Origin of the sequence: Rossellomorea vietnamensis (assembly GCF_025398035.1) — a bacterium.
GTDB classification, from domain to species: domain Bacteria; phylum Bacillota; class Bacilli; order Bacillales; family Bacillaceae_B; genus Rossellomorea; species Rossellomorea vietnamensis_B.
This window is the reverse complement of sequence record NZ_CP104558.1, coordinates 2397588-2421147: the sequence shown is the minus strand read 5'-3', so window position 1 is coordinate 2421147 and position 23560 is coordinate 2397588. Positions and strand designations below refer to the sequence as shown.

Genomic DNA, 23560 nt, shown 5'->3' with positions numbered 1-23560 from the left:
AATGGGGATTCTAATTCTATAAAAGTCAGAGGAGGGATGAGCATGTCTAAGCAGGGTAGGAAGAGTATGGACCAAACTTCTCAACAGCTGGCAAAACAAAAGGCCAAAAACGATGTGGAATTTGCATCTGATACCCAGATGGGAAATTCAGAGGGACAAAGTCAGAAAAAAAGCGGCAGACAAGTAAATAAAAAATAATGGACGAATATCTTTTTCATTGAAAGAAAAACCTATATGTAGAACCAGGAGGTGTAAAGGCATGAGAATTGGTGTTGAACAATCCTTAACTAACGTTGTTGAAGCCTTACGGGCACAGGGGCATGAAGTAGTGGAGCTTAAGCAGGAATCAGATGCAAACGGGTGTGACTGCTGTGTCGTGACAGGAATGGATACAGATGTAATGGGTATTCAAAATGTAGCGACTCAAGGCCCTGTCATCGAAGCAAGCGGACTGAGTGCCGATCAAATCTGCCAAGAAGTCGAAAGCAGACTGCAATAACCCCAACACAAAAGAACAGCCATCAATGGCTGTTCCAGCTTGTAGACAAAGTCTAAGAATTAGACCAAGTCTACAAGCTTTTTTTGTATAATAGAAAGGAATAAAGCTTTTGTGGGGGATAAAAATGTTATCAAAACACACTAAAGAAGGAAGAAATCAAATTGAAATGGTTGCGCTAGATGAACTTGTTCCTGAGGATCATCTAGTTAGGAAAGTTGAACAAGCGATTGATTTTGAATTTATTTATGACTTAGTAGAAGATAAATATTGTTTAGACAATGGGCGGCCTGGTATTGATCCCGTTGTTCTCATTAAAATGGTCTTTACCCAATACCTCTTTGGCATACGCTCCATGCGTCAAACCATCAAAGAAATCGAAACCAACGTTGCTTATCGATGGTTTATTGGGTATTCGTTCAAAGAGAAAATCCCTCACTTTTCAACCTTCGGTAAAAACTACGTTAGGCGCTTCCACGATACGGATCTCTTTGAACAAATTTTCTACCGCATTTTGAAAGAAGCGATGACCAAAGGATTGGTGGATCCATCCGTTGCGTTTATAGATTCTACTCATGTAAAAGCGAATGCGAATAAGAAGAAATTCGAAAAGAAAATAGCCCGAGTCGAAACTAGAACGTATCAGGATCAGCTGGATAAAGAGATCAACATTGACCGAGAGGAACACGGAAAAAAGCCCTTCCCCCCACAGAATAAAGAAGAGTCAAAAGAAATAAAGGTCAGCACGACAGACCCTGAAAGTGGGTATTACGTAAAAGATGAGCGCGAAAAGCTGTTTGCGTATTCTTTTCATACGGCAAGCGACTCCCGGGGTTTTATCTTAGGATCTCTTGTCACGGGAGGAAATGTTCACGATAGTCGGATGTTGGACAAGCTCGTCACTCAAGTCACGGATAAAGTCGGTAAGCCCAGTTCTGTCGCTGTTGATGCAGGATATAAAACACCCCACATCGCTAAATTCCTCATGGACCAAGAAATCAGACCCGTTATGCCTTATACACGGCCGAGAACGAAAGACGGATATCTTAGGAAATACGAATACGTTTACGATGAATATTTTGACTCCTATCTTTGTCCCGAAGGACAAATTTTACCTTACCGTACTACCACAAGAGACGGGTACAAACAATACGCTTCAAATCCTTTGGAATGTAAAGACTGTCCTCTGTTAGAACGTTGTACACAAAGTAAGAATCACACCAAGATGATTCATCGACATGTGTGGCAGGATTACATAGATGAAGTAGAACATTTGAGACATACAGAACTTAATAAAACTCTATATGCGAAACGCAAAGAAACGATCGAACGGGTCTTTGCGGACGCAAAAGAAAAGCATGGCATGCGTTGGACGACCTTAAGAGGTCTTAAAAAAGTTTCAATGCAGGCGATGCTTACATTCGCTGCCATGAATCTTAAGAAGTTGGCAAACTGGACATGGCGAGGGCCATGTCCAGCCTAGAAACAGGAGAAAAATCTTTTAAAATATCAGAAAACCCCACCTTCGGTTAAAGTGAAGGTGGGGTTTGTCTACAGTCTGGAACAGCCATCAATGGCTGTTCTTTTTGTGTCCATCACCCAATCTGGGCAAGAGGCTGGTTTCTCAAGTGCTCGCGCAGGAGGTCAGGAGCAGTTAAAAAGACCAGGCCATTCCCTTCCAAAGTTTTCGGGAATCCAAGTGGTACAGTCCGCTTAATGAGCTGCGCATATACTTCACATTCAGAAAGTTTCCGGTCAAAGGATGCTTGTTCAAATTCTTTGATCAGGGCTAATGCTCCAGAGATGTGGGGAGCTGACATGGAGGTTCCGCTGAGCTTGGCGTATTTTTCTCCGGGAATGGTCGATAGGATTTGTTCGCCGGGGGCCACCAGGTCAACTTCATTGTTGGAATTGGTAAAGTAGGAAGACTTTCTTTGAAGATCGATGGCGCCGACCGAAATGACTTCATTGTAGCAGGCAGGGTAGGAAAATTCATCAGTGCCGCTATTGGAGTCGCCTTCATTCCCTGCAGCGCACACCACGAGGATATTGGCATCCACCGCTTTTTGAATGGCTTCATGCAGAGGATCATAATCCGAAGGCCCCCCCAAAGACATGGAAATGATGTCGACCTTTTGCTCGATGGCATATAGAATACCGTTCACGATCCAATCATACTGACCACTTCCGCGGCTGCCGGCGAGAACTTTAATCACCAGTAAGTCAGCCATTGGAGCCACTCCGATGACCCCGTCACCATTTTCGTTTGCGGCAATTGTCCCAGCCACATGGGTACCGTGTCCGCTGTAATCCGTCACATTATCCTCTGCACCGTCATCATCGTCGGTGAAATTTCGGAATCCTTTCACCCTTCCTGTAAGATCAGGGTGGTTCATATCACATCCCGTATCAAGGATTGCGATGGTGACACCTTTCCCTTTATACCCATTTTTCCACATGCTTGGGGCTTGGATTAAGTCAACGCCTTTAGGAATTTCATTTGCATCCACAATCATTTCGTCCATGAAATAGGGAATTAACCTCATTTCACCTTGCATAGCAATCCCTCCTAAAATAGTGTTGCACACAGGAAAATAAATCAGAAGTTTCTGAAAATATAACATTTTTTGGACAAAATGAAAAGGGATAATAGTAATAGGAAAATAAAACCAGTCATATTTTCTTTCACCTTTGCATATAGGGAGGACTGACCCATCTGATTGAGGGGATGAGCGGGGAGGTCGCTCATTTGGGTGATGAAAATTTAAACAAACGTTTGAATAACGGTACGAACCCTTGATAGGAAAAGGATTTTCGATGTTAAACAAACGTTTGGTTAAAATCACTGTTCCAGGTTTTTCATCATGTCGCCCCGGGTTCCAACATAAAATAAGGTGAAGAAAGGGGGCACACGGATGAATTATTATCAATATGGCTATCCTGCCTATTCCCATTACCGAAATGCTCCGAACATGGCATACGCTCACATTCAGGGTGGTCCACTCGCTCCAGGGCTCAAAGGATATGTGTTTTTTCGGGAAGTGCAAAATGGTGTTGAAGTATTTGCCGAGGTGACAGGTTTACCTTCCTATAAAGAAGGAGAGGGTGATCAAAAGCCGATCGGTCCCCACGGATTTCACCTCCATGAAAAAGGGGTATGTGAAATAGGGGAACCCAATGAACCATTCACGTCTGCAGGAGGGCATTGGAATCCGACCAACCAGCCGCATGGGAATCATGCAGGGGATTTTCCTGTTTTGTTTTCAAATGACGGCTACGCAAAGATGTCCTTTTTCACGAATAAATTCAACGTGAAAGATGTGATAGGGAAGGGTGTCATCATTCATCAAAACCCGGATGACTTCAGGTCACAGCCTTCAGGAGATGCAGGGAAACGATTGGCGTGCGGAGTGATCATGGGGTATGGAGCATCATAAAGAAAAGGGTTGACCCGCGGCTCGGGTCAACCCTTTTGTATGTCCTGGGAGGGGTTAAAACACTCCCAGGACATCAAGCATGACGAATAGTATTAACACCGGCGCCACAAAGCGGATCAAGAAGAACCAGGTTTCAAACAATCCCCGTTTCAACCCGCTGCCCTGCTTCAATTCATCATATAAAGCAGTTTTCTTCATTTTGAGCGGTACAAAGAGAGCTATGAGCAATGATCCGATGGGAAGCAATACATTACTTACTGTAAAGTCGGCTAAATCAAAGATGGTTTTCCCAAACAATGTGATATCACCAAGTACCCCGAAAGATAAAGCCGATGGGATACCGCAAACGAAGATGGCGAGACCGATGATCCACGACCATTTCGTACGCTTTCCGGGGTCCCCCTTCGAAATGACCGATACGATGATCTCAAGCATCGAGAACGCTGAAGTCAATGCTGCGAACAAGAATAGTACAAGGAATGCGATAAAGAAGAGCATCCCGAAAGGAAGCTGACTGAACACAGTGGGCAGTACATTAAATAGCAGCACCGGACCTGCGCCGGGCTCCAGATCAAAAGCGAATACTGCCGGGAAAATCGCAAGTCCAGCCAGTAATACGATGAAGATATTCATCGCCACGATCGAAATGGCCGAACGGGGAAGACTTTGTGTTTTCGGAAGATATGAGCTGTATGTCACCATCACCGAAACCCCGACACTTAACGTAAAGAACGATTGACCCATCGCCTCTAAAATCGTCTGTGACGTTACTTTGGAAAAGTCCGGCTGGAGCAGGAATGTAACTCCTTCCGCTGCACCATCAAGGGTCACTGCGCGGATCACTAACAAAATGAAAAGAATGAATAATGCCGGCATCATAATTTTACTTGCGAGTTCAATCCCTTTTTCAATCCCCTTGGCCACCACGATGATGGTCATCAGGATGAAGAGGAGCTGGACGAACACACTTATCCCGGGGTTTGATATCGTTGCCCCGAATACTTCTGCGTATTGATCTGAAGAAAGGCCGTTTAATTGTCCTGTAACAGCTTTGAATAAATAAACGACGATCCATCCCCCGATGACACTGTAGAAGGAAAGCAGAATGAAGGATGTGACCATCCCGAGGACCCCCACCCAGTGCCATTTGGTCCCGGGAGCAATCTTTCGGTACGAATCCACCGCATTGCTTCCCGCCGTACGTCCGATTGAGAATTCAGCCAGTAATAATGGAAGGCCGAGTATTAAAGTAAATAAAATAAAGATCAGGAAGAATGCTCCGCCTCCATTTTCACCGGCAATATAAGGGAATTTCCATATGGCCCCCAATCCGATGGCAGACCCGGCTGCCGCCAAAATAAAGCCGATTTTCGATGACCATTGTTCACGCTGACTCATTCTCATACTCCTTTCGGTTATTATTGACGTGTGAGGGTAATTTCTGACCAAATAAAAAAATCGCCCCTACATATCGTAGGGACGATTTGAATATCGCGGTACCACCCTAGTTATGAGAAAATGTTTCTCATCACTCTTCACACATAACGGTCTTACCCGTCTTTTGATCTCGTCAAAAGAAGCTCCGGAATCGAAATTCGCTTCATCTATGTACCGGTTCACACCAACCACCGGCTCTCTTAAACAGGGAAATGTCCGCTACTAGTTTCCTTCAAAGCTTATTCAATATTAGGTTATACAATTTTTATCATGAATCAAAACAACTTGTCAATCTATTTTGGGAAAAGTAGTGAGAATTGTCTGGAATTGATGGTGGTTTTTGGTTTGGTGATGATTGTGTACCTGGTCCATATAGGAGGGGATGTACCTGGTACAAAAAGGGCAACTTGTACCAGGTACAAGCTGATTCCCATCCATTGAAACGTCCAGCCATTGAGTTCGCCCCTCTTCTCAAGTAAAATAAAGAAAAAATGGACTGAAAAGGTGTTTTGCATGAAATCATATATCATCATTGGGGGAGGCATTCTCGGGGCTTCCGCAGCGTATCATCTTGCGAAAGCAGGAGCGGATGTCACGATTATTGACCGGAATGACCCTGGACAGGCAACGGATGCAGCGGCAGGGATCGTCTGTCCATGGCTTTCACAGCGCAGGAATAAAGTGTGGTATCGCCTGGCAAAGGGTGGGGCGAAGTATTATCCGAGCATCATAGGACAGTTAGAAGCAGACGGAGAAACTGAAACAGGTTATAAACGTGTGGGGGCCATCAGCCTCCACACGGATGTGAATAAGCTCCATAAAATGATGGAGAGAGCAGAGAAACGCAGGGAGGATGCTCCGGAAATCGGTGAACTGACGCTTCTGACTTCAGAAGAAACACGTCAGCGCTTTCCGCTGTTATCAGAAGAGTTCCAGGCTGTTCACGTAAGCGGCGCAGCCCGGGTGGATGGCAGGGCAATGCGGGATGCGCTCTTGAACGGGGCTAAAAAGAACGGAGCAACACTACGACAAGGGGATGCCGGATTGTTACACGAAAAAAACAGGGTCACCGGTGTCCAGATAGCGGATGAAGTGCTTCGGGCGGATGGAGTGATCGTAACTGCCGGTGCCTGGGCAAAGGAACTCTTTCAGCCTCTCGGAATAGACTTTCTTGTAACCTCCCAGAAAGCCCAAATCCTCCATCTGGAAATAGGAGGGGGAGAGACGGGTGAATGGCCCGTCGTCATGCCTCCGAATGATCAATACCTCCTTGCCTTCCCCGAGGGGAAAGTCGTGGCTGGAGCCACACATGAAAACGATGTGGGCTTTGATCACCGGGTGACAGCGGGCGGTCTATACGAAGTCCTTCAGAAGGCAACGGCTGTCGCACCTGGGATTGGAGACGCGGCAGTAGTGGAAACGAGAGTCGGATTCAGGCCGTTCACTCCTGGATTCCTTCCGGTTTTCGGACCGGTACCGGGGCTGGATGATGTCTGGGTGGCAAATGGTCTTGGGGCATCGGGTTTGACGGTTGGTCCATACCTTGGATCGGAACTTGCCAAACTGGTGATGGGTGAAACGACTGAACTTGATCCCGCTGACTATGACGTAGCCGGGGCCCTCGGGTAAGCGTTAGTAAAAAAACACCAGCTCATTTCCCCCTATCTTCTAAGCAAAAGGACCCTTATAATAGAGAGAGCGAATTTTAGTATAGAAAGAAAAGGTGTTTACGACATGAGTTTATTAACAGTCAAAAATTTAACCCACGGTTTCGGTGACCGTGCGATTTTTAATGACGTTTCTTTCCGTTTGTTGAAGGGTGAGCATATCGGCTTGATCGGTGCCAACGGAGAAGGAAAGTCTACATTTATGAATATCATTACAGGAAAGCTTGAGCCCGATGAAGGAAAAGTCGAATGGGCGAAGCGGATCCGCATCGGTTATCTGGATCAGCATGCGAAGCTGAAGCAGGGGATGACGATCCGGGATGTATTGAAGACGGCCTTTCAATACCTCTTTGATATGGAAACGGAAATGAATGAGCTTTTCGCCAAGATGGGGGAAGCTACCCCTGAAGAACTGGAAGAATTACTTGAGGAAACCGGGACCCTTCAGGATGCACTGACGAATAATGATTTCTACATCATTGATGCCAAGGTGGAAGAAATCGGCCGTGGACTTGGGTTGGATGATATCGGATTGGATAAGGATGTCCACGATTTAAGTGGAGGGCAGCGGACGAAAGTATTGTTGGCAAAGCTTTTACTTGAGAAGCCGGATATTTTATTACTCGATGAGCCTACCAACTATCTTGATGAGCAGCATATCAATTGGTTGAGACGTTACCTGCAGGAATACGAAAATGCCTTCATCCTGATTTCTCATGATATCCCGTTCTTAAATAGTGTCATCAATTTGATCTACCATATGGAAAATCAGGAATTGAATCGCTATGCGGGGGACTATCACGAATTCAAGCGTGTCCACGAAATGAAGAAGCAGCAGCTTGAGTCAGCTTTCAAGAGACAACAACAGGAAATATCGGAGCTGAAGGATTTCGTGGCCCGCAATAAGGCCCGTGTATCCACCCGTAACATGGCCATGTCCCGTCAGAAGAAGCTTGATAAGATGGATATGATCGAACTGGCTGCGGAAAAGCCGAAGCCGGAATTTCATTTTAAACAAGCGAGAACCGCAGGCAGGGTCATCTTTGAAACGAAGGATCTTGTGATCGGGTACGATGAACCGTTATCAAAGCCTCTCAACCTCAAGATGGAGCGCGGGCAGAAGATTGCTCTATCAGGAGCCAACGGAATCGGGAAGACGACTCTATTACGGAGCATCCTCGGGGAAATCAAACCGATCTCCGGTTCAGTGGAGCTGGGTGATTATCTTCATATCGGTTATTTCGAGCAGGAAATCAAATCAAAGAACAATAACACGTGCATCGAAGAGGTATGGAATGAGTTTCCTTCCATGAACCAGGCAGAAGTACGTGCAGCACTTGCTAAATGCGGATTGACGACGAAGCATATCGAAAGCAAGGTAGAAGTGCTGAGCGGTGGGGAAAAAGCAAAGGTACGCCTATGCAAATTGATGAACAAGGAATCGAACGTCCTTGTATTCGATGAACCGACCAATCACTTGGACGTTGAGGCTAAGGAAGAGTTGAAGCGGGCATTGAAGGAATACAAAGGAACCGTGCTCTTAATCAGCCACGAACCTGACTTCTATCAGGATGTAGCGACGGAAGTATGGAACTGTGAAGACTGGACAACGAAATTGTTTTAATGAAAAAAGCCGAACCCCGCAAGTTACGGGATTCGGCTTTTTTTGCGTTATTATAGTTATTCCTCCAACACAGACTCCAACGAAGAATACCCACTCTCCTCTAACCGGAGATCATCAAAGCTGTGCTTCATGTGAAGATCAATCAATTCCAGCAGCGTCTGCTGATCCCTGTTTTCAATGGCCTTCACCATTTCCTCATGTTCCCGGAAACGGACATTTTCCCCAGGTTCAACATGATAAAACACATCAAATAAAAACAAATAGACATTGGACTGGGTAAGCATTTCATCCATATAGCGGATCAGAAACTTATTTCCGCTTACCTCCGCAAGGAACAAATGGAATTGCTTATTAAGCTCGACGTATTTTAACAAATCCTTTTGTCTATACGTTTCCTGTTCTTCTTCCAGAAACGAATAAAGCTTAGGTATATCGGATTTTCTAACTTTAGGAAGGCCGTACTTTACAGTCAGGAATTCGATTTCTTTCCTCAATTCAAAAAAAGAAATGATCTCTTCCCTGGTAGGATGGACGACGAATGCGCCGCGATTCGGTATGATCTGAACCAGCCCCTCTGCTTCCAGCCGTTTCAACGCATGTCGGATAGGGGTCCTGCTTACAGCCATCTTCTGAGAGATGATTTGCTCGACCAGCTGGGTACCGGGTGCGATCTTCCTCGCCAATAGCGCGTCCTTCAGATGGCTATATACTTTTCGTTCTGTGGTCTGTCTTTTCTTCACGGTCATCATCCATTCAATCGAATATTTCCTTTTCCTATCATATATGAAAAAGGGGCCGAACCAAAATCAGGTGCCTTCTATCCGAAGACACCTGACTTGCGAAACAGCCATTTAAGCAAATGATTTAAAGTTATTTCCCCAGATTTCGTTCATGCTGTGAACCGTAATGAATGCTTTCTCATCGGTCGATTGGATATATGATTTCAATTTGGAGAAGTCTTTGCGTCCGACAATGGTCGTGATGACTTCTTTCTGATCATCGGAAAAGGCTCCCTTGGCCGAATGGACGGTGGCCCCTCTTTCCAGGTCACCAACGATGTACTCCTTGATTTCTTCACTGTGTTCGCTGATGATGACCACTTCTTTGTTTTCATTGAAAAATTGAAGCGTGCGGTCAATCATCATCCCCTTGAGCAACAAACCAAAGAATGCATATAGTCCGACCTGCAGTCCGAAGAACCAGGCAGACGCAAGGACAATCAGAACATCCGAAGCAAGAACGGCACGTCCCAGTTCCAGTCCGGTGAATTTGTGGATGATTTTTGCCAGGACGCCGGTACCTCCGGCGGAAGCACCCTGGTTAAAGATCATGGCGACTCCGATGGCTCCAATCAGCGTCCCGATGACAATTTGAATCAGGACATCATGACCGATTGGGTTGCGGAGAGGATGGAACATCTCCAACCCCCACACCATTCCGCTGAGTGAAAGACTGGCGAACACGGATTTCAATCCGAAACTTGGGCCGATCAATAGCAGGCCGAGAACGAATAATAACATGTCCAGTGTAAACATGATGACGCCTACAGGTAAGTCCATGAATTGAGAAATCACGATGCCGGCTCCGCTCGTGCCTCCCGTACCCACCTTATTGGGTGAGAGAAAGAAATGTATATTCAATGCGATTAAAAACGCACCAAGAGATATGTTTAACAAAGATTGAACTTGTTTCATCATGGAGCACGCTCCTTTTGAATTGCGGTAGTTTGAAAAACAATCAACCCGATTATAAAGAGTGTATAACCCCATGTAAATGATAAATTCTTATGAAAGCATTTACGTATAAAAGTTTTTATAATGCATGTTTTCTGATATTTTTGCTGCCGAAAATAGGGGAGAAAAAAATATTGACTTTTTTACATAAGGTGATTAATATTTAAACAGGTTAAATATTAAATGGTTGAATAGAAATGGGGGATGATCTTGGACCTGGAACAGATCCAGCACTCTTATATAGATCGCTTGTTTACAGCATTTCACGTAACGAATCGCCATATTCAGCAGGAAATGGCGGTTGCATTGAAAGATATGAATTTAACGGGTCCTCAGTTTTTCATACTATATCTTTTGTCGACTTCAGAAGATATGAAATCGACGGAGCTTGCTGAGAAGTTAGATGTTAAGCCCAGTGCGATCACGGTCATGATCGATCGATTGCTGAAGAACGATTTTGTATCAAGGCATAGAGACGAAAGCGACCGCCGGATTGTAAAGTTACAGCTTACGACAGACGGGCGAGAGGTTTTCGAGAGTGCGAAAAAGGTGAGGAGGGGGATCTTCTCCCGATACCTGTCCTATCTTGAAGAAGAAGATGTGGAACAACTTGTCACCATCTATGAAAAGCTCGCTGCAGCCGTTGAGAACAATACAGAAGAATAAGGAGAGAAACATATGTCAGTACAACCAGGGATAAATAAACGTTTAGTTCTGACCGGCCTGATCATCGGTATGTTCTTTAGTGCCCTTGAACAAACGGTGGTCGGGACGGCGATGCCGACAATCATCGCAGAATTGAACGGGTTTTCCATTTTTGCGTGGGTGACCACGGCTTATTTGATCACTTCCACAACGGTTACACCGATCGTGGGTAAATTATCGGATTTGTATGGCAGACGATTATTGTATTTAATCGGAGTCATCATCTTTATTATCGGGTCAGGTCTATGTGCCACGGCCACTTCCATGGAGCAGCTCGTGCTGTACCGCGGTCTTCAGGGGATCGGCGGAGGGATGATCATGCCATTATCCCAAACCATCATCGGAGATATCTTCACCGCTGAGCAGCGTGCAAAATGGCAGGGTGTGTTCGGGGCTTTATTCGGATTGAGCTCGGTCATCGGCCCGTTCATTGGCGGCTTCATTGTCGATACGATCAGCTGGCACTGGATTTTCTTGATCAACGTACCATTTGGCTTATTATCGGCCCTTTTATTATTCATCGGTTTGAAATATGAAAATGTCGGTCGCCCGACGGATAAGGTAAGCATTGATTACCTGGGAATCATCACCCTGATCCCGGCATTGGTCCTCTTATTACTAGGACTGAATTTCGGTGGGGATAAATTCGAGTGGGTGTCAGGAACGAGCTTCATGCTATTTGGCGGATCCATCGTCTTGCTTCTGGTATTCGGGTTCATTGAAAACAAAGCGAAGGAACCGATTCTCGATTTAAGCCTGTTTAAAAACCGGGTCTTTGCCACAACGAATGCTTTAGGGTTCCTTCTCGGATTAGGAATGTTCGGTGCGATCATGTTCGTACCGATGTTCATGCAGGGGATCCTCGGGGTGACGCCTACTCAAGCGGGATCTACCATGACACCGATGATGATCGCCTTGATCACGGCGAGTATCATCGGCGGAAGATTATTATTAAGATTGCGATATCGTACAGTCCTGACGGCAGGGATGCTGATCACCGTGGTTGGATTCTTCCTGATGAGTACGATGGGTCCTGAATCGAAGGAATATACAGCGTATATGTACATGATCGTGATGGGATTCGGAATGGGTCTTGTCATGCCGACCCTTATGATCGCGGTTCAAAATGAATTCCCTAAATCGAGGCTGGGAGCCGTCACCTCTTCCGCAACGTTCTTCCGGTCCATCGGGGGGACAATCGGAATCACCGTATTAAACGCTGTGATGAATCAATCCCTTCAGGAAAATATGAAGGATGTAGCGGCACAGCAGGATAATCCTGCGGCAGCTCAGATCCTTGGCGGATTAAGCGAAAAGACGGATGCGCTATTCGGACTCCTCGTGACCCCGGGGTTACTGGAAGTACCGAAAGAAATCGGCAGCATCGTGATTGCATCGATTGAAACCGCATGGTCCGATGCGTTCACAACCGTCTTCTTAACTGGCCTGATCTTCATTGCGATCGGTGTCGGAGTGGCCCTGTCGGTTGGAAACGGGAAGATTAAACGTGACAAAGAATTACAGGAAGAAGCTGAGAAGGAAGAGACAATCCTTAAACCGGCTACTGAATAAGATGGAAAGAGCCTGCCTTGGAGGAATTCGAGGCAGGCTTTTTTATATTTAATTGTTTTTTCGGACCTCATACAAATGAAACGACAATCCAAATGGATCCGATATCATTTCACTTTTCGAATGATAGACATGATCTACCCTGCAGCCGCTGTCCAGGAGCTTTTGCTTACTTCTATCAAAATCATCCACAGCGAACTCGAAATGCACGGTGTTATGATCACTATCTTCAATGAAGAAATTCCGCCCATTCATCGAGAACTTTGTTTCCTTTTGTCCCTGCTCTTCAACCTTCATTCCAATGATATTCGTGTAAAATTGAATCGCTTCATGGTAATGCTTCACTCCAACTGCAACATTATGAGTGAGCTGAAAGGATGAACGAAGGTTATGCTTCAGCTGAGGGACAAAATCTTCAGATGGAGCATGTAATAAATCCAGTAAAGAATAAATGACGCAATATTCGTCTCCGGGCCCGAAGTAAGCAGAGCTGCAATGATAAATCATGCCTTCTTCATTTTTTTTGAAAGTGGATACTCCAGGCATGGAGGTTTTCCCGTTTTTAAACCCGAGATCTTGTGAAAAAGTGTTTTCTTTCGATGATACAAGTGGAAAGGCCCACCCTTTTGAAGCTGCAAAGTCTTCTTGAACGGCCGGGTCGTCTGGAGAGGATAGCACAAATTCACAACGACTTAACAAATGATGATACACCCCATTAAAGCCATCTCCCCACATGGAACAATAGCGACAATTCCTCCCCATATTATGGATGATGATAAGTTCATCCTTGTCTTTGAAAAGTTCCTCCAATGTAACGGTTTGTTGATCAGTTGTTAAAAAGAGGTAGTTTTCAACCTTTTGCGGCGCTTGTTCTTTGCGTAGCTGTGCAAGCTGCCTTTTCTTTTCCATGATTTCCAACTCTAATGCCTGTATTTCCTTCGTTCCTTCAAAAGTGGTCATATTATTGCCTCCTATTTGAACGTGTCATATGTAAGATTCTGTATTTGTATGAGATGTCCTTCTTTTCAGGAAATAGATTGTACCTTGCCTTGCCGTCAACAAATGTACTTTAATTAAATTTTCTGAAAATATATTGACAATTTTCAGCAGACACGTTATCTTTTGAGTAGTTGAATATAACACATATTTTTATAAACGAATTAATAACGTTATATAAATATATTTTTATATCATATCAGGGAGGCCGATACTTTGATTTTGCATGAGATTGAAACCGCCGGTCGAACGCAAATGGAGCGCCTTCAACTAGAGAGACTGCAACATGTTGCTTCAGTCGTTTATGAGAAAGTTCCCTTTTACCGGGAACAGTTTGAGAGAAGGGGCATCAAGCCGAAGGACATAAAGTCTTTGTCAGACTTAAAAATGTTACCGCTTACAATCAAGAAAGACCTTCGGGATCATTATCCATTCGGCCTGTTTGCCGTAGAGCGCGAGGAAATGGTAAGGGTTCACGCTTCAAGCGGTACGAGCGGGAAGCCCACTGTCGTAGGCTATACCCAGAATGATATTGATATGTGGGGCGGAATCGTTGCACGGGCAATCAGCATGGCAGGCGGGAAACCGGGGGATGTCCTGCATAACGCATATGGATATGGTTTATTTACCGGGGGCCTTGGCCTTCATTATGGTAGTGAGAAGCTCGGGATGATCACAGTTCCGGTGTCAGGAGGGAACATGTCCAGGCAGATCACATTATTGGAAGACTTCAAGCCGTCCATCATATGCGGTACGCCTTCTTACGTTCTCAATTTAGCTGAATCCATGGAGGCACAAGGAAAGGATCCGGCGTCCCTTTCTGTGAAATATGGAATCTTCGGGGCCGAGCCTTGGTCAGATTCAATGAGGAAGACGCTGGAGCGGAAGATGGATATTAAAGCATGCGACATTTACGGGTTAAGTGAAGTCATCGGGCCCGGGGTTGCCATGGAATGTCATGAAGCACGGGACGGTCTTCATATTGCAGAGGATCATTTCCTTGTGGAAGTCATTAACCCTGATACATTAGAGACCCTGCCGGAAGGCGAAGTAGGGGAGCTTGTGTTTACAAGCTTGACGAAGGAAGCCTTTCCGATCATCCGGTACAGGACCGGCGATATCGCTTCGATTCAGCACGGAACATGCTCATGTGGACGAACCACGGTGAAGATGTCCAGGGTGAAAGGAAGAGTCGATGACATGCTCATCATCAGGGGTGTGAACGTGTTTCCATCGGAAATGGAGCATTTTCTGCTTCAGATAAGTGAACTTGCACCCCATTATCAAGTCCATTTAAAGAAAAAAGGGGCACTGGATTTGGTGGAGCTGCAGGTCGAGGTGACGGATGAATGTTTCAATGGGGTATCGAACGACTTACATCATGACCGTCTGAGTGAACTGGAAAGAAAAGTGAAGAGCCTGATGAAAGATCGTTGCTATGTTTCCATGGATGTCAAAGTGAGAGCTCCCAGGGAAATCCCCCGCTCGGAAGGTAAAGCCATCCGGATTGTCGATTTTAGGGGAGAAGCCATTCTTCAATAAATTTTTTTGAGAAAAATACCTATCACACGATTTCAGTATAACGTTGAAATGGTGTGATGAAGGAGGGACTGTAATGAGTGACGTATTAACCAATCAACCATTGACGGATGATGAGCGTATGGCTCATTTTATGAAAAAGATCGAAAATGACGAAAAGATAGAAGCCGATGATTGGATGCCGGATGAATACCGGAATGCACTGATCAAGCTGATCTCCATGCACGGCATCAGTGAAATCATGGGGGCGCTCCCTGAGAAGGAGTGGGTTCCGAAAGCACCTACCCTCAGAAGAAAACTGGGGATCATGGCGAAGGTTCAGGATGAAATGGGGCACGGACAGCTTCTGCTTCGTGTAGCGGAGGATTTGATGAAGCCTTACGGGAAAACGAGAGAGCATATCATGAGGGATTTGTTTTCCGGAGATTTAAAGTTTCATAACGTCTTTCATATGGAGGCACCGACCTGGGGGGATGCAGGATTGATTGGCTGGCTTGTGGACGGGGCGGCGATCATCACGCAAACGAATATGCTTCATGCTTCCTACGGACCGTACGCCAGGGCGCTGAAGAGGATTTGTGCCGAGGAGGTATTCCATGCCCAGCATGGTGAGGCCATCATCATGGCCCTAGCAGAAGGAACACCGGATCAGAAGGCATTGGTTCAGGATGCGGTGGACCGTTGGTGGGAATCGCTTCTGATGTTCTTTGGACCAGGTGATGCGAAGACGACGGGCTCTTCCAAGCAGGATATCACCATCAAGTACAACATCCGGACGAAAACGAATGAACAGCTTCGTCAGGACTTTTTCACGAAATATGTTCCAAGGATGCTGTCATTGGGACTGACGCTCCCGGATGAAACCATGTACTTTGATGAAGAACAGGACTTATGGATCTATAAGCAGCCCGACTGGAGCCGCTTTAAGGAAATCATCCGCAACAACGGACCGAAATCGAAGGACCGCCTCCGTTTAAGGGAATTATCCTACGATAACAATGCGTGGGTCCGGGAAGCGTTAAGCCCTGGTGACCGAGTAAGTTAGAAGGGAATGAGATGAGATGTCAGACAAGGGTCAGAACTTTTATCAGGAATTTGAAGTGTTCAGTAAACGGTCGGACGGAGCACAGATGCAGCATCAGTTCAGTCTGCTGGCTCCCAACCATGAGCTTGCCATGGTGATGGCTCAGGAGAATTTCATGAGACGGGAGCCTGTTTCGGATATATGGGTCGTGAAACGGTCGGATGTCCGGATGATGACGCCTGAAGAAAGAGAGAGCGTCTCCCGCCTTGATAATAAAGATTACCGTAACGCCAAGGGCTACGGCTATTTGAAAAAGAAGTGGAGACAGTACGAACAGGAAATGCTTGATGAGAAAGAAATCATGTCGTGGGGAGAGTTGGTGAAGAAGAAATGAACGTGAAACGTCCACAGGATATTCCGAATGCTGATTACAGGGAAGCCCTCTTGAGCCTCTTATATCAACTGGCTGATGACGATTTCATCCTTGCTTACCGGGGATCTGAATGGCTGGGGCTCGCTCCCCATATCGAAGAAGATGTCGCGTTTTCTTCCATCAACCAGGACACCATGGGACATGCGACCATGTTTTATCAGCTGCTTGAAGAATTGGGAGAAGGGGATCAGGACCATCTCGCCCATGGTCGGAAAGCGGCAGAAAGAAGAAATGCCATTCTCCTTGAAGAAGTGAATGGACCCGGAAACTACATGGAAGAACCACGTTATGATTGGGCCTTTGCAGTGGTGCGGCATTATTTTTACAGTGTAGCAAAAAAAGTGCGGATCGATGCACTTAAGAATTCTTCCTATGAACCACTTGCCGAGATGGCCGTCAAGATCAACACTGAATTGTACTATCACCTGCTTCACTGGAAAACCTGGTTCATACAGTTGATGAATGCCGGCGGGGAAGCAAGGGAGCGCATGAAAAAGGCAATGGAAAGAGTACTGGGAGAATTCGGGGGAGTCCTGACCCTTGGGCCAAGGGGGAAAGAAATGTCCCTTATGGCTTTGATCGAAGGGGAGGAAAGTTTAACAAAACGTTGGGAGCTCGCACTCGAGCCGGTCTTCAGGTCCTGTCAACTCTCCTTTCCACCGATTGTAGGCATGAAAAAGGGGAATGGACGCTTAGGTGAACACACCCCTGAACTGGATACGGCACTTTCGACCTTAAGCGAAGTCTATCAAACAAATCCGGCTGCAAGCTGGTAAAGGATGAGGGAAAATGACTGCAACCGTTTTAGATGTTCTTCAAACAGTGAAAGATCCTGAAATCGATTCCATCAGCATTGTGGACCTCGGAATGGTCAATCGCGTCGATCAACAGGCAGGGAATGTTGTGATCGAACTTCTTCCCACTTTTGTAGGCTGTCCTGCACTGGACATCATTAAAGGCAATGTGGAGAAGGCGTGCAGGGAACAACTGGACGTCCGAACCGTACAGGTGGAGTTCGTCTATTCTCCGCCATGGACATCGGATCGACTGACGGTGAATGGACGGGAGCGGCTGAAGGAATTCGGCATTGCGCCTCCGCCGGAACATTTTACAGGGGAAGAAGATTGGGAGATTCACTGCCCGTACTGTGATTCCCCCTATACATCCATGGAGAACCTGTTCGGGCCAACCGCCTGCAGAAGCATCCTCTACTGTAAACAATGCCGGAACCCGTTCGAAGCCATGAAACCTATATCCACGATGATGTGAAAAATCTAGTAAACTACTGAAAATCAAAGGAGAGATTCCATTATGGTAAAACTAATCGCGTTATATAAGCACCCTGAAAACAAAGAGACATTCGATGAACATTATTTCAACACCCACGGTCCGATCACAGCGAAGATCCCTGGCTTGAAGAAGATGGACGTCACTCGCATTGTCGGATCTCCGATGGGTGGGGAAGGCAAATATTACTTAATGTGTGAAATGTACTATGAAAGCCATGAAGCACTGAAGGCAGCCATGAAATCCGACGAAGGAAAAGCTTCCGGGAAGGACCTTATGGGCTTTGCCGCAGATCTTGTCACCCTTATGATCGGCGAAGAAGTGAATGAATAAAGAGTACGAATATATCGTTGTGAGCGAGAGGGACGGACTTGGTTTCATCGAACTGAACAGACCGAAAGTCCTGAACGCCATCAATCGTCCCATGGTATCGGAACTGGTCCATGCAATCGAAGCGTTTGACCGGAACGACAATGTGAAAGTGATGGTGTTATCCGGCAGGGGGAGAGCGTTCGCCGCAGGAGCTGACATCGATGAAATGGCAGAGGACGGGGCCATTGATCTGGAGCTCTTGAATCAATTCACCGAATGGGACCGCCTTGCCTGGATCAAGAAGCCGATCATCGGAGCGGTCCAGGGGTTTGCGTTAGGCGGAGGATTTGAGCTTGCCCTCTGCTGTGACCTATTATTCGCAACGGAGGATGCAAGCTTCGGTTTTCCCGAAGTGAATCTTGGGGTCATGCCGGGAGCAGGCGGGACACAAAGGCTCACGAAGCTGATCGGGAAATCCCGTGCCATGGAATGGTTGTTATCAGGAGACATGTTTACAGCCGCCCAAGCACTCCAATGGGGAGTCATCAACCGGACGATTCCTAAAGAGTTATTAATGGAAGAAACAGAGAAATTTGCGAGGAAACTGGCTGCCAAGCCTCCGCTTTCCCTTCGCTTGATCAAGGAGTCTGTACATAAAGCCGTGGATTCCTCGATTTATGAAGGAATGCAGTATGAGCGTAAGAACTTCTATCTCCTTTTTGCCTCTGAAGATCAGAAAGAAGGCATGAAGGCTTTCGTGGAAAAACGCAAACCTGATTTCAAAGGAAAATAAGGAGGCTGCAGGATGTTTGAAACGATTACCTATGAAGTGAAAAATAACGTAGCCTGGATCACCCTGAATCGTCCCGATAAGCTGAATGCCTTCATCCGTCAACTGAATCTCGAAATCCAAAAGGCGATAAAAGAGTCTTCACGAAATGAAGAAGTGAGGGCTATCGTCATCACAGGGGAAGGCAGGGCCTTTTGCTCGGGGCAGGATCTGAGTGAAGTGGATGAAAGCATGGACCACGGTGAAGTGCTGCGAAATAATTACGGGCCGATGGTGAAGGAAATCGAGCAGTGTGAAAAACCTGTCATCGCCGCTGTCAATGGAGTGGCCGCAGGAGCGGGATTTAGTCTGGCGCTGGCTTGTGATTTCAGGCTCGTGTCAGAGAAAGCGAGCTTCGTTCAGGCATTTGTGCATGTCGGACTCGTTCCGGATTCAGGAAACCTTTATTACTTATCAAATATTGTTGGATACGCCAAAGCACTTGAGCTTGCCGTATTCGGCGAGAAGATCAAGGCAACGGATGCTGAAAAACTTGGTCTCGTCACGAAAATCATCACAGTGGATGAGTGGCAGGAAGAGACGGCTGCCTTTGCCGAAAGGATAGCCTCCATGCCAACGAAGGCAATCGGCTTGATGAAGCGCTTATTAAAGGGAAGTGCCGATCTATCCTTCAACGAATACTTAGAAAAAGAAGCCTGTGCCCAGCGGATCGCAGGTAGGACTGAGGATCACCGCGAAGGCGTGACAGCCTTTATGGAGAAAAGAAAACCAGCCTTTCACGGAAAATAATTCAATCAAAAAGGAGATGGAGTTATGTCTACAGTAAAAGAGCAAAGCTTTGAAGTCCTTGAAATGAAAAGAGAGCATTATTCATTGGTGATCAACGGTCAGCGTATGGAAAGCACGTCTGGGGAAACCTTCACGACGTACAACCCTGCAACAGGTGAAGCGATCGCAACCGTATCACTTGCTTCAGTGGAAGATGCGGGAAAAGCGGTGGAGGCAGCAAGGAATGCATTCGACTTCGGTAAGTGGAAGAAGTTCCCGATCAATAAGCGTTCCCGTGTGCTCAATAAAATTGCCGGCATTATGAGATCCCGTTTCAATGAACTTGTTTCCCTTGAAATCATGGACAGCGGGAAATCGTTATCTGCGGCACAAGGTCAAGTGATGCAGGCAATCGAAGACTTTGAATTCTATGCAGGTGCGATCGTAGGTCACCGTGGATCGGTCAATAACGTACCGGGTCAATTCACAAACGTCGCAGAGAAAGAACCGGTCGGTGTCTGTGCTCAGATCATCCCTTGGAATTATCCACTGATGATGGCCGCATGGAAAATTGCACCGGCTATCGCAGCAGGCTGCTCGGTAGTAGTGAAACCGGCGACGCTCACACCACTTACGGCCATCGTCCTAGGTGAAATCTGTATAGAAGCGGGAGTACCTGAAGGGGTCGTCAACATCATCCCGGGTGCAGGTTCTTCTGTCGGTAATTACTTGGTGGAGCATGAAAAGGTAGATAAAGTGGCCTTCACCGGTTCCACTCCGATCGGGAAGAACATCATGGAAAAAGCGTCTCAAACGTTAAAAAGAGTCACTCTTGAATTAGGCGGGAAATCCCCTAATATCGTGTTTGAAGATGCAGATGTGGATGCTGCTGTGGATGGTTCCCTATTCGGAATCTTCTATAATACAGGGCAATCCTGTGAAGCGCGTTCCAGATTATATGTGCACGAAGATATCTACGATGAGTTCATGGAGAAGTTCGTTGAGAAGACGAAGAAGCTGAAACTCGCTGATCCTCATGACAAAGGAACACATATCGGGGCAATCATCAACCAGGGTCAGCTGGATACGATCGATGGATATGTCCAGTCCGCCAAAGAAGAAGGAGCAACAATCCTCGCCGGGGGTAGCACGGCCAAGGTGGAAGGCTTCGAAAATGGCTACTGGTATGAGCCAACCATCATCACCGATGTGAATCACGATATGAAGGTGGTAAAAGAAGAGATCTTCGGACCTGTTGTGGTCGTAATGAAATTCAAGGATGAAAAAGAAGCGATCAAACTGGCGAACGACAGTGAATATGGATTGGGTTCTGCCGTATGGACTCAAAACCATGGACGTGCGACAAGAGTATCGAAGGCGATCCAGGCTGGGATCGTCATGGTGAACTGCCCGTTCTCGGCATTCCCGGGGACACCATTCGGAGGCTATAAGCAGTCCGGGTTCGGCCGTGAGCTCTGTGTAGAAACCCTGGATCTGTATACTGAAACGAAGAGTATCATTTCGTACTTCGGAAACCGTCCGTTAAATCCATTTGGCGTATAAAAAACATCAAGCAGGGGTTGTCCTAACAAGGTCAACCCCTTATTGCAAGAAAGGGGAAATGTAGGATGACACAGCATATCGTGGTAGTGGGTTCGGGTGTGATGGGTAGAGGGATAGCCTATGTAAGTGCAACAGGAGGTTTCAGAACCACACTGGTTGATATTAAACAAGAGCAGTTGGATCACGCGAGAGAAGAAATCGAAATCATCTTCCGGAAGGGGATCGAAAGAAACAAGCTTACACAGCAGGAGTATGTAGAAGCAAAAGAGCTGATGAGCTATTCAACGAATCTATCGATTGCCGTCAGGGATGCTGACGTTGTCATCGAAGCCGTTCCGGAAAAAACAGACATCAAGCGTGGCGTATTCGAGGTACTGGATGCCCATGCACCTGAGTATTGCTATCTGGCGACCAATACGTCCACCATGAGTCCGACTGAAATCGGATCCTTTACGAAACGTCCGGATAAAGTAATTGCCATGCACTTTTTCAATCCTGTACATAAAATGCCACTCGTCGAAATCGTGCGGGGATTGGAAACGAGTGATGAAACGGCAGAGGTCATCGGGCAGGTTGCCCGTCTGATGGGGAAAGAAACAGTGGTCATCAATGAATTCCCGGGGTTTGTTACAAGCAGGATCTCGGCGCTCGTCGGGAATGAAGCCTTCTACATGCTTCAGGAAGGACTAGGGTCTCCCGAGGAAATCGATAAAGCGATCAAGCTTGGCTTGAATTACCCGATGGGTCCCTTTGAACTCGGTGATTTAGTCGGATTGGATGCAAGACTGAATAATCTAAAGTACCTTCACGAAAAGCTTGGAGAGAAGTATCGCCCGGCGCCATTGCTGGAGAAGTATGTAAAGGCAGGCCGCCTTGGCAGAAAAACAGGCAAAGGGGTCTATGATTATTCAGAAACAAAAGAAAAGGAGCATCAATCATGAGAGAGGTTGTCATTGTAGATGCCGTCCGGACCCCGATCGGAAGATACAAAGGAGCATTAAAGGAAGTGCGTCCCGATGACCTTGGAGCTCATGTCATCAAAGCCCTGGTGGAAAGAAATCCCCTCGTGCCCGTCCATACGATCGAAGAAGTGGTACTGGGAAATGCCAACGGCGCCGGAGAGGATAACCGGAATGTGGCACGGATGTCGACTCTCCTTGCGGGTCTTCCTGTCGAAGTCGGTGCGACGACCATCAATCGTCTATGCGGCTCGGGACTGGACGCTGTAAACTATGCAGCAAGGGCCATTTTAGCAGGAGAAGGGGAGGTCTTCATTGCAGGTGGCACCGAGAGCATGACCCGTGCACCGTACGTCATGGCCAAGCCTTCAAAAGAATTCCCGAGAGGCAATATGGAAATGTTCGATACGACCATCGGCTGGCGTTTCGTCAACTCCCGTCTGAAAGAAAAATACGGGACCGATTCCATGCCGGAAACGGCTGAAAACGTGGCGAAGCAGTTCGGCATTTCACGTGAAGAACAGGATCACTTTGCGTATTGGAGCCAGGTGAAGGCGAAGCGTGCCATGGATGAAGAACGTTTCAAAGAGGAGATTGTACCGTTGGAGCTTCGTGACCGCAAAGGAAATGTCTCTACCTTTATGATGGATGAGCATCCAAGACCCGACACCAATAGTGAGAAGCTCCAGAAACTAAAGCCTCTGTTCCAGGGGGGGACCGTGACGGCCGGGAATGCTTCCGGTGTGAATGACGGGGCCTCAGCCCTTTTACTCATGAGCAGGGAGAAGGCCGAAGAATTAGGCGTCACCCCCCTTGCCCGCTATGTGACGTCTGCCACTGCGGGCCTTGAACCTTCTGTCATGGGACTGGGTCCGATTTATGCCACACAAAAGGTCTTGAAGCGTTCAGGCCTTGCCCTTGATCAAATCGGTTTGGTGGAACTGAATGAAGCCTTCGCGGCCCAGTCCCTCGCCTGTATCCGTGAACTTGGACTGAATGAAGAAATCGTCAACGTCAACGGAGGGGCCATCGCCTTCGGTCATCCGCTTGGAGCAAGTGGAGCCCGTATCCTTACCACCCTTCTCTATGAAATGAAGAAAAGGAAAGTACGATACGGCCTCTCCACCATGTGCATCGGAGTAGGTCAGGGAATCGCGACCCTCGTTGAAAATATAGAATCGTAAGTGCCCTGTTTTGCAGGGCTTTTTGTGATTAAGAGGT

General features: G+C 46.7%; 24 protein-coding genes and 1 other annotated feature. Of the genes, 19 read left to right on the top strand and 5 right to left on the bottom strand.

Going from position 1 to position 23560, the window contains the following annotated elements; translation table 11 throughout:
* Nucleotides 1–42 precede the first annotated feature (42 nt).
* The 3 genes from N5C46_RS12470 (at nt 43) to N5C46_RS12460 (ending at nt 1979) form a co-directional block, all read left to right on the top strand.
* Nucleotides 43–198, top strand: coding sequence for a hypothetical protein (locus N5C46_RS12470; RefSeq protein WP_261748933.1), 156 nt, complete (start codon nt 43–45; stop codon nt 196–198).
* 61 nt (nt 199–259) lie between these two features.
* The gene (locus tag N5C46_RS12465) at nt 260–499 is read left to right on the top strand and encodes a YkuS family protein (protein ID WP_060671538.1); all 240 of its coding nucleotides are present in this window, start codon (nt 260–262) and stop codon (nt 497–499) included.
* Nucleotides 500–623: 124 nt separating this feature from the next.
* Entirely contained in the window at nt 624–1979 is a 1356-nt protein-coding gene (locus tag N5C46_RS12460) for an IS1182 family transposase (protein ID WP_261748840.1), read from the top strand.
* Nucleotides 1980–2091: 112 nt separating this feature from the next.
* Here N5C46_RS12460 and N5C46_RS12455 read toward each other — a convergent pair whose 3' ends face one another.
* Complete coding sequence (locus N5C46_RS12455) at nt 2092–3054, bottom strand: S8 family peptidase (RefSeq protein ID WP_261748932.1); 963 nt, start codon at nt 3052–3054, stop codon at nt 2092–2094.
* Nucleotides 3055–3411: 357 nt separating this feature from the next.
* On the opposite strand from N5C46_RS12455, the gene N5C46_RS12450 reads away from it, so the two are divergent.
* Nucleotides 3412–3933, top strand: a complete 522-nt coding sequence (locus N5C46_RS12450; RefSeq protein ID WP_261748931.1) for a superoxide dismutase family protein — start codon at nt 3412–3414, stop codon at nt 3931–3933.
* Between the two features lie 54 nt (nt 3934–3987).
* On the opposite strand, the gene N5C46_RS12445 is transcribed toward N5C46_RS12450, so the two are convergent.
* Nucleotides 3988–5331: a sodium-dependent transporter gene (locus N5C46_RS12445; RefSeq protein ID WP_261748930.1), complete on the bottom strand. Its 1344-nt coding sequence runs from the start codon at nt 5329–5331 to the stop codon at nt 3988–3990.
* 74 nt (nt 5332–5405) lie between these two features.
* Nucleotides 5406–5615, bottom strand: a binding site (T-box leader).
* A gap of 268 nt (nt 5616–5883) precedes the next feature.
* Here N5C46_RS12445 and N5C46_RS12440 point away from each other — a divergent pair.
* Entirely contained in the window at nt 5884–6999 is a 1116-nt protein-coding gene (locus N5C46_RS12440; RefSeq protein WP_261748929.1) for an NAD(P)/FAD-dependent oxidoreductase, read from the top strand.
* 105 nt (nt 7000–7104) lie between these two features.
* Nucleotides 7105–8661 carry an ABC-F family ATP-binding cassette domain-containing protein gene (locus tag N5C46_RS12435; RefSeq protein ID WP_261748928.1) on the top strand — a complete coding sequence of 519 codons (1557 nt, stop codon included), beginning with the start codon at nt 7105–7107 and terminating at the stop codon, nt 8659–8661.
* A gap of 56 nt (nt 8662–8717) precedes the next feature.
* Here the strand turns inward: N5C46_RS12435 and N5C46_RS12430 are convergent, their stop codons facing one another.
* The gene (locus N5C46_RS12430) at nt 8718–9401 is read right to left on the bottom strand and encodes a GntR family transcriptional regulator (RefSeq protein WP_261748927.1); all 684 of its coding nucleotides are present in this window, start codon (nt 9399–9401) and stop codon (nt 8718–8720) included.
* 111 nt (nt 9402–9512) lie between these two features.
* Nucleotides 9513–10358 carry a YitT family protein gene (locus N5C46_RS12425; RefSeq protein ID WP_261748926.1) on the bottom strand — a complete coding sequence of 282 codons (846 nt, stop codon included), beginning with the start codon at nt 10356–10358 and terminating at the stop codon, nt 9513–9515.
* 246 nt (nt 10359–10604) lie between these two features.
* Here N5C46_RS12425 and N5C46_RS12420 point away from each other — a divergent pair, with 246 nt between their 5' ends.
* A complete protein-coding gene (locus N5C46_RS12420; protein ID WP_261748925.1) occupies nt 10605–11060 on the top strand; it encodes a MarR family winged helix-turn-helix transcriptional regulator in 456 nt (151 codons plus the stop codon).
* 12 nt (nt 11061–11072) lie between these two features.
* On the top strand, nt 11073–12671 hold the full coding sequence (locus N5C46_RS12415) for an MDR family MFS transporter (RefSeq protein ID WP_261748924.1): 1599 nt from the start codon (nt 11073–11075) through the stop codon (nt 12669–12671).
* A 48-nt stretch (nt 12672–12719) separates the two neighbouring features.
* On the opposite strand, the gene N5C46_RS12410 is transcribed toward N5C46_RS12415, so the two are convergent.
* Nucleotides 12720–13628: a DUF899 family protein gene (locus N5C46_RS12410; RefSeq protein WP_224521521.1), complete on the bottom strand. Its 909-nt coding sequence runs from the start codon at nt 13626–13628 to the stop codon at nt 12720–12722.
* A 252-nt stretch (nt 13629–13880) separates the two neighbouring features.
* Between N5C46_RS12410 and N5C46_RS12405 the strand changes: the two genes are divergently transcribed.
* From N5C46_RS12405 to N5C46_RS12355, 11 genes are all read left to right on the top strand, one after another.
* Entirely contained in the window at nt 13881–15206 is a 1326-nt protein-coding gene (locus N5C46_RS12405) for a phenylacetate--CoA ligase family protein (RefSeq protein WP_261748923.1), read from the top strand.
* Between the two features lie 73 nt (nt 15207–15279).
* Nucleotides 15280–16248 (top strand): 1,2-phenylacetyl-CoA epoxidase subunit PaaA, encoded by a 969-nt coding sequence (gene paaA, locus N5C46_RS12400; RefSeq protein WP_261748922.1) that lies wholly within the window; start codon nt 15280–15282, stop codon nt 16246–16248.
* A 16-nt stretch (nt 16249–16264) separates the two neighbouring features.
* Nucleotides 16265–16621, top strand: a complete 357-nt coding sequence (gene paaB, locus N5C46_RS12395) for a 1,2-phenylacetyl-CoA epoxidase subunit PaaB (RefSeq protein ID WP_034760966.1) — start codon at nt 16265–16267, stop codon at nt 16619–16621.
* Complete coding sequence (paaC, locus tag N5C46_RS12390; RefSeq protein WP_261748921.1) at nt 16618–17436, top strand: 1,2-phenylacetyl-CoA epoxidase subunit PaaC; 819 nt, start codon at nt 16618–16620, stop codon at nt 17434–17436. Before paaB ends, paaC begins: the two co-directional genes overlap by 4 nt.
* Before the next feature lie 13 nt (nt 17437–17449).
* On the top strand, nt 17450–17929 hold the full coding sequence (gene paaD, locus N5C46_RS12385) for a 1,2-phenylacetyl-CoA epoxidase subunit PaaD (RefSeq protein WP_261748920.1): 480 nt from the start codon (nt 17450–17452) through the stop codon (nt 17927–17929).
* Between the two features lie 42 nt (nt 17930–17971).
* Entirely contained in the window at nt 17972–18280 is a 309-nt protein-coding gene (locus N5C46_RS12380; protein ID WP_261748919.1) for an EthD family reductase, read from the top strand.
* Nucleotides 18273–19052 (top strand): enoyl-CoA hydratase/isomerase family protein, encoded by a 780-nt coding sequence (locus tag N5C46_RS12375; protein ID WP_261748918.1) that lies wholly within the window; start codon nt 18273–18275, stop codon nt 19050–19052. Before N5C46_RS12380 ends, N5C46_RS12375 begins: the two co-directional genes overlap by 8 nt.
* 12 nt (nt 19053–19064) lie before the next feature.
* Entirely contained in the window at nt 19065–19838 is a 774-nt protein-coding gene (locus N5C46_RS12370) for an enoyl-CoA hydratase-related protein (protein ID WP_261748917.1), read from the top strand.
* A gap of 24 nt (nt 19839–19862) precedes the next feature.
* Nucleotides 19863–21380, top strand: coding sequence for an aldehyde dehydrogenase family protein (locus tag N5C46_RS12365; protein ID WP_261748916.1), 1518 nt, complete (start codon nt 19863–19865; stop codon nt 21378–21380).
* Nucleotides 21381–21445: 65 nt separating this feature from the next.
* Entirely contained in the window at nt 21446–22321 is an 876-nt protein-coding gene (locus N5C46_RS12360) for a 3-hydroxyacyl-CoA dehydrogenase (RefSeq protein ID WP_261748915.1), read from the top strand.
* Nucleotides 22318–23523 (top strand): thiolase family protein, encoded by a 1206-nt coding sequence (locus N5C46_RS12355; protein ID WP_261748914.1) that lies wholly within the window; start codon nt 22318–22320, stop codon nt 23521–23523. The genes N5C46_RS12360 and N5C46_RS12355 overlap by 4 nt, the downstream gene beginning before the upstream one ends.
* The last annotated feature ends 37 nt before the right edge of the window (nt 23524–23560 follow it).

Excerpts from the sequence above, each read along its gene's own strand:
- N5C46_RS12470 (WP_261748933.1), top strand. The coding sequence starts at position 43 with ATGTCTAAGCAGGGTAGGAAGAGTATGGACCAAACTTCTCAACAGCTG.
- N5C46_RS12465 (WP_060671538.1), top strand. The coding sequence starts at position 260 with ATGAGAATTGGTGTTGAACAATCCTTAACTAACGTTGTTGAAGCCTTA.
- N5C46_RS12460 (WP_261748840.1), top strand. The coding sequence starts at position 624 with ATGTTATCAAAACACACTAAAGAAGGAAGAAATCAAATTGAAATGGTT.
- N5C46_RS12455 (WP_261748932.1), bottom strand. The coding sequence starts at position 3,054 with ATGCAAGGTGAAATGAGGTTAATTCCCTATTTCATGGACGAAATGATT.
- N5C46_RS12450 (WP_261748931.1), top strand. The coding sequence starts at position 3,412 with ATGAATTATTATCAATATGGCTATCCTGCCTATTCCCATTACCGAAAT.
- N5C46_RS12445 (WP_261748930.1), bottom strand. The coding sequence starts at position 5,331 with ATGAGTCAGCGTGAACAATGGTCATCGAAAATCGGCTTTATTTTGGCG.
- N5C46_RS12440 (WP_261748929.1), top strand. The coding sequence starts at position 5,884 with ATGAAATCATATATCATCATTGGGGGAGGCATTCTCGGGGCTTCCGCA.
- N5C46_RS12435 (WP_261748928.1), top strand. The coding sequence starts at position 7,105 with ATGAGTTTATTAACAGTCAAAAATTTAACCCACGGTTTCGGTGACCGT.
- N5C46_RS12425 (WP_261748926.1), bottom strand. The coding sequence starts at position 10,358 with ATGATGAAACAAGTTCAATCTTTGTTAAACATATCTCTTGGTGCGTTT.
- N5C46_RS12415 (WP_261748924.1), top strand. The coding sequence starts at position 11,073 with ATGTCAGTACAACCAGGGATAAATAAACGTTTAGTTCTGACCGGCCTG.
- N5C46_RS12410 (WP_224521521.1), bottom strand. The coding sequence starts at position 13,628 with ATGACCACTTTTGAAGGAACGAAGGAAATACAGGCATTAGAGTTGGAA.
- paaA (WP_261748922.1), top strand. The coding sequence starts at position 15,280 with ATGAGTGACGTATTAACCAATCAACCATTGACGGATGATGAGCGTATG.
- paaB (WP_034760966.1), top strand. The coding sequence starts at position 16,265 with ATGTCAGACAAGGGTCAGAACTTTTATCAGGAATTTGAAGTGTTCAGT.
- paaC (WP_261748921.1), top strand. The coding sequence starts at position 16,618 with ATGAACGTGAAACGTCCACAGGATATTCCGAATGCTGATTACAGGGAA.
- paaD (WP_261748920.1), top strand. The coding sequence starts at position 17,450 with ATGACTGCAACCGTTTTAGATGTTCTTCAAACAGTGAAAGATCCTGAA.
- N5C46_RS12380 (WP_261748919.1), top strand. The coding sequence starts at position 17,972 with ATGGTAAAACTAATCGCGTTATATAAGCACCCTGAAAACAAAGAGACA.
- N5C46_RS12375 (WP_261748918.1), top strand. The coding sequence starts at position 18,273 with ATGAATAAAGAGTACGAATATATCGTTGTGAGCGAGAGGGACGGACTT.
- N5C46_RS12370 (WP_261748917.1), top strand. The coding sequence starts at position 19,065 with ATGTTTGAAACGATTACCTATGAAGTGAAAAATAACGTAGCCTGGATC.
- N5C46_RS12365 (WP_261748916.1), top strand. The coding sequence starts at position 19,863 with ATGTCTACAGTAAAAGAGCAAAGCTTTGAAGTCCTTGAAATGAAAAGA.
- N5C46_RS12360 (WP_261748915.1), top strand. The coding sequence starts at position 21,446 with ATGACACAGCATATCGTGGTAGTGGGTTCGGGTGTGATGGGTAGAGGG.
- N5C46_RS12355 (WP_261748914.1), top strand. The coding sequence starts at position 22,318 with ATGAGAGAGGTTGTCATTGTAGATGCCGTCCGGACCCCGATCGGAAGA.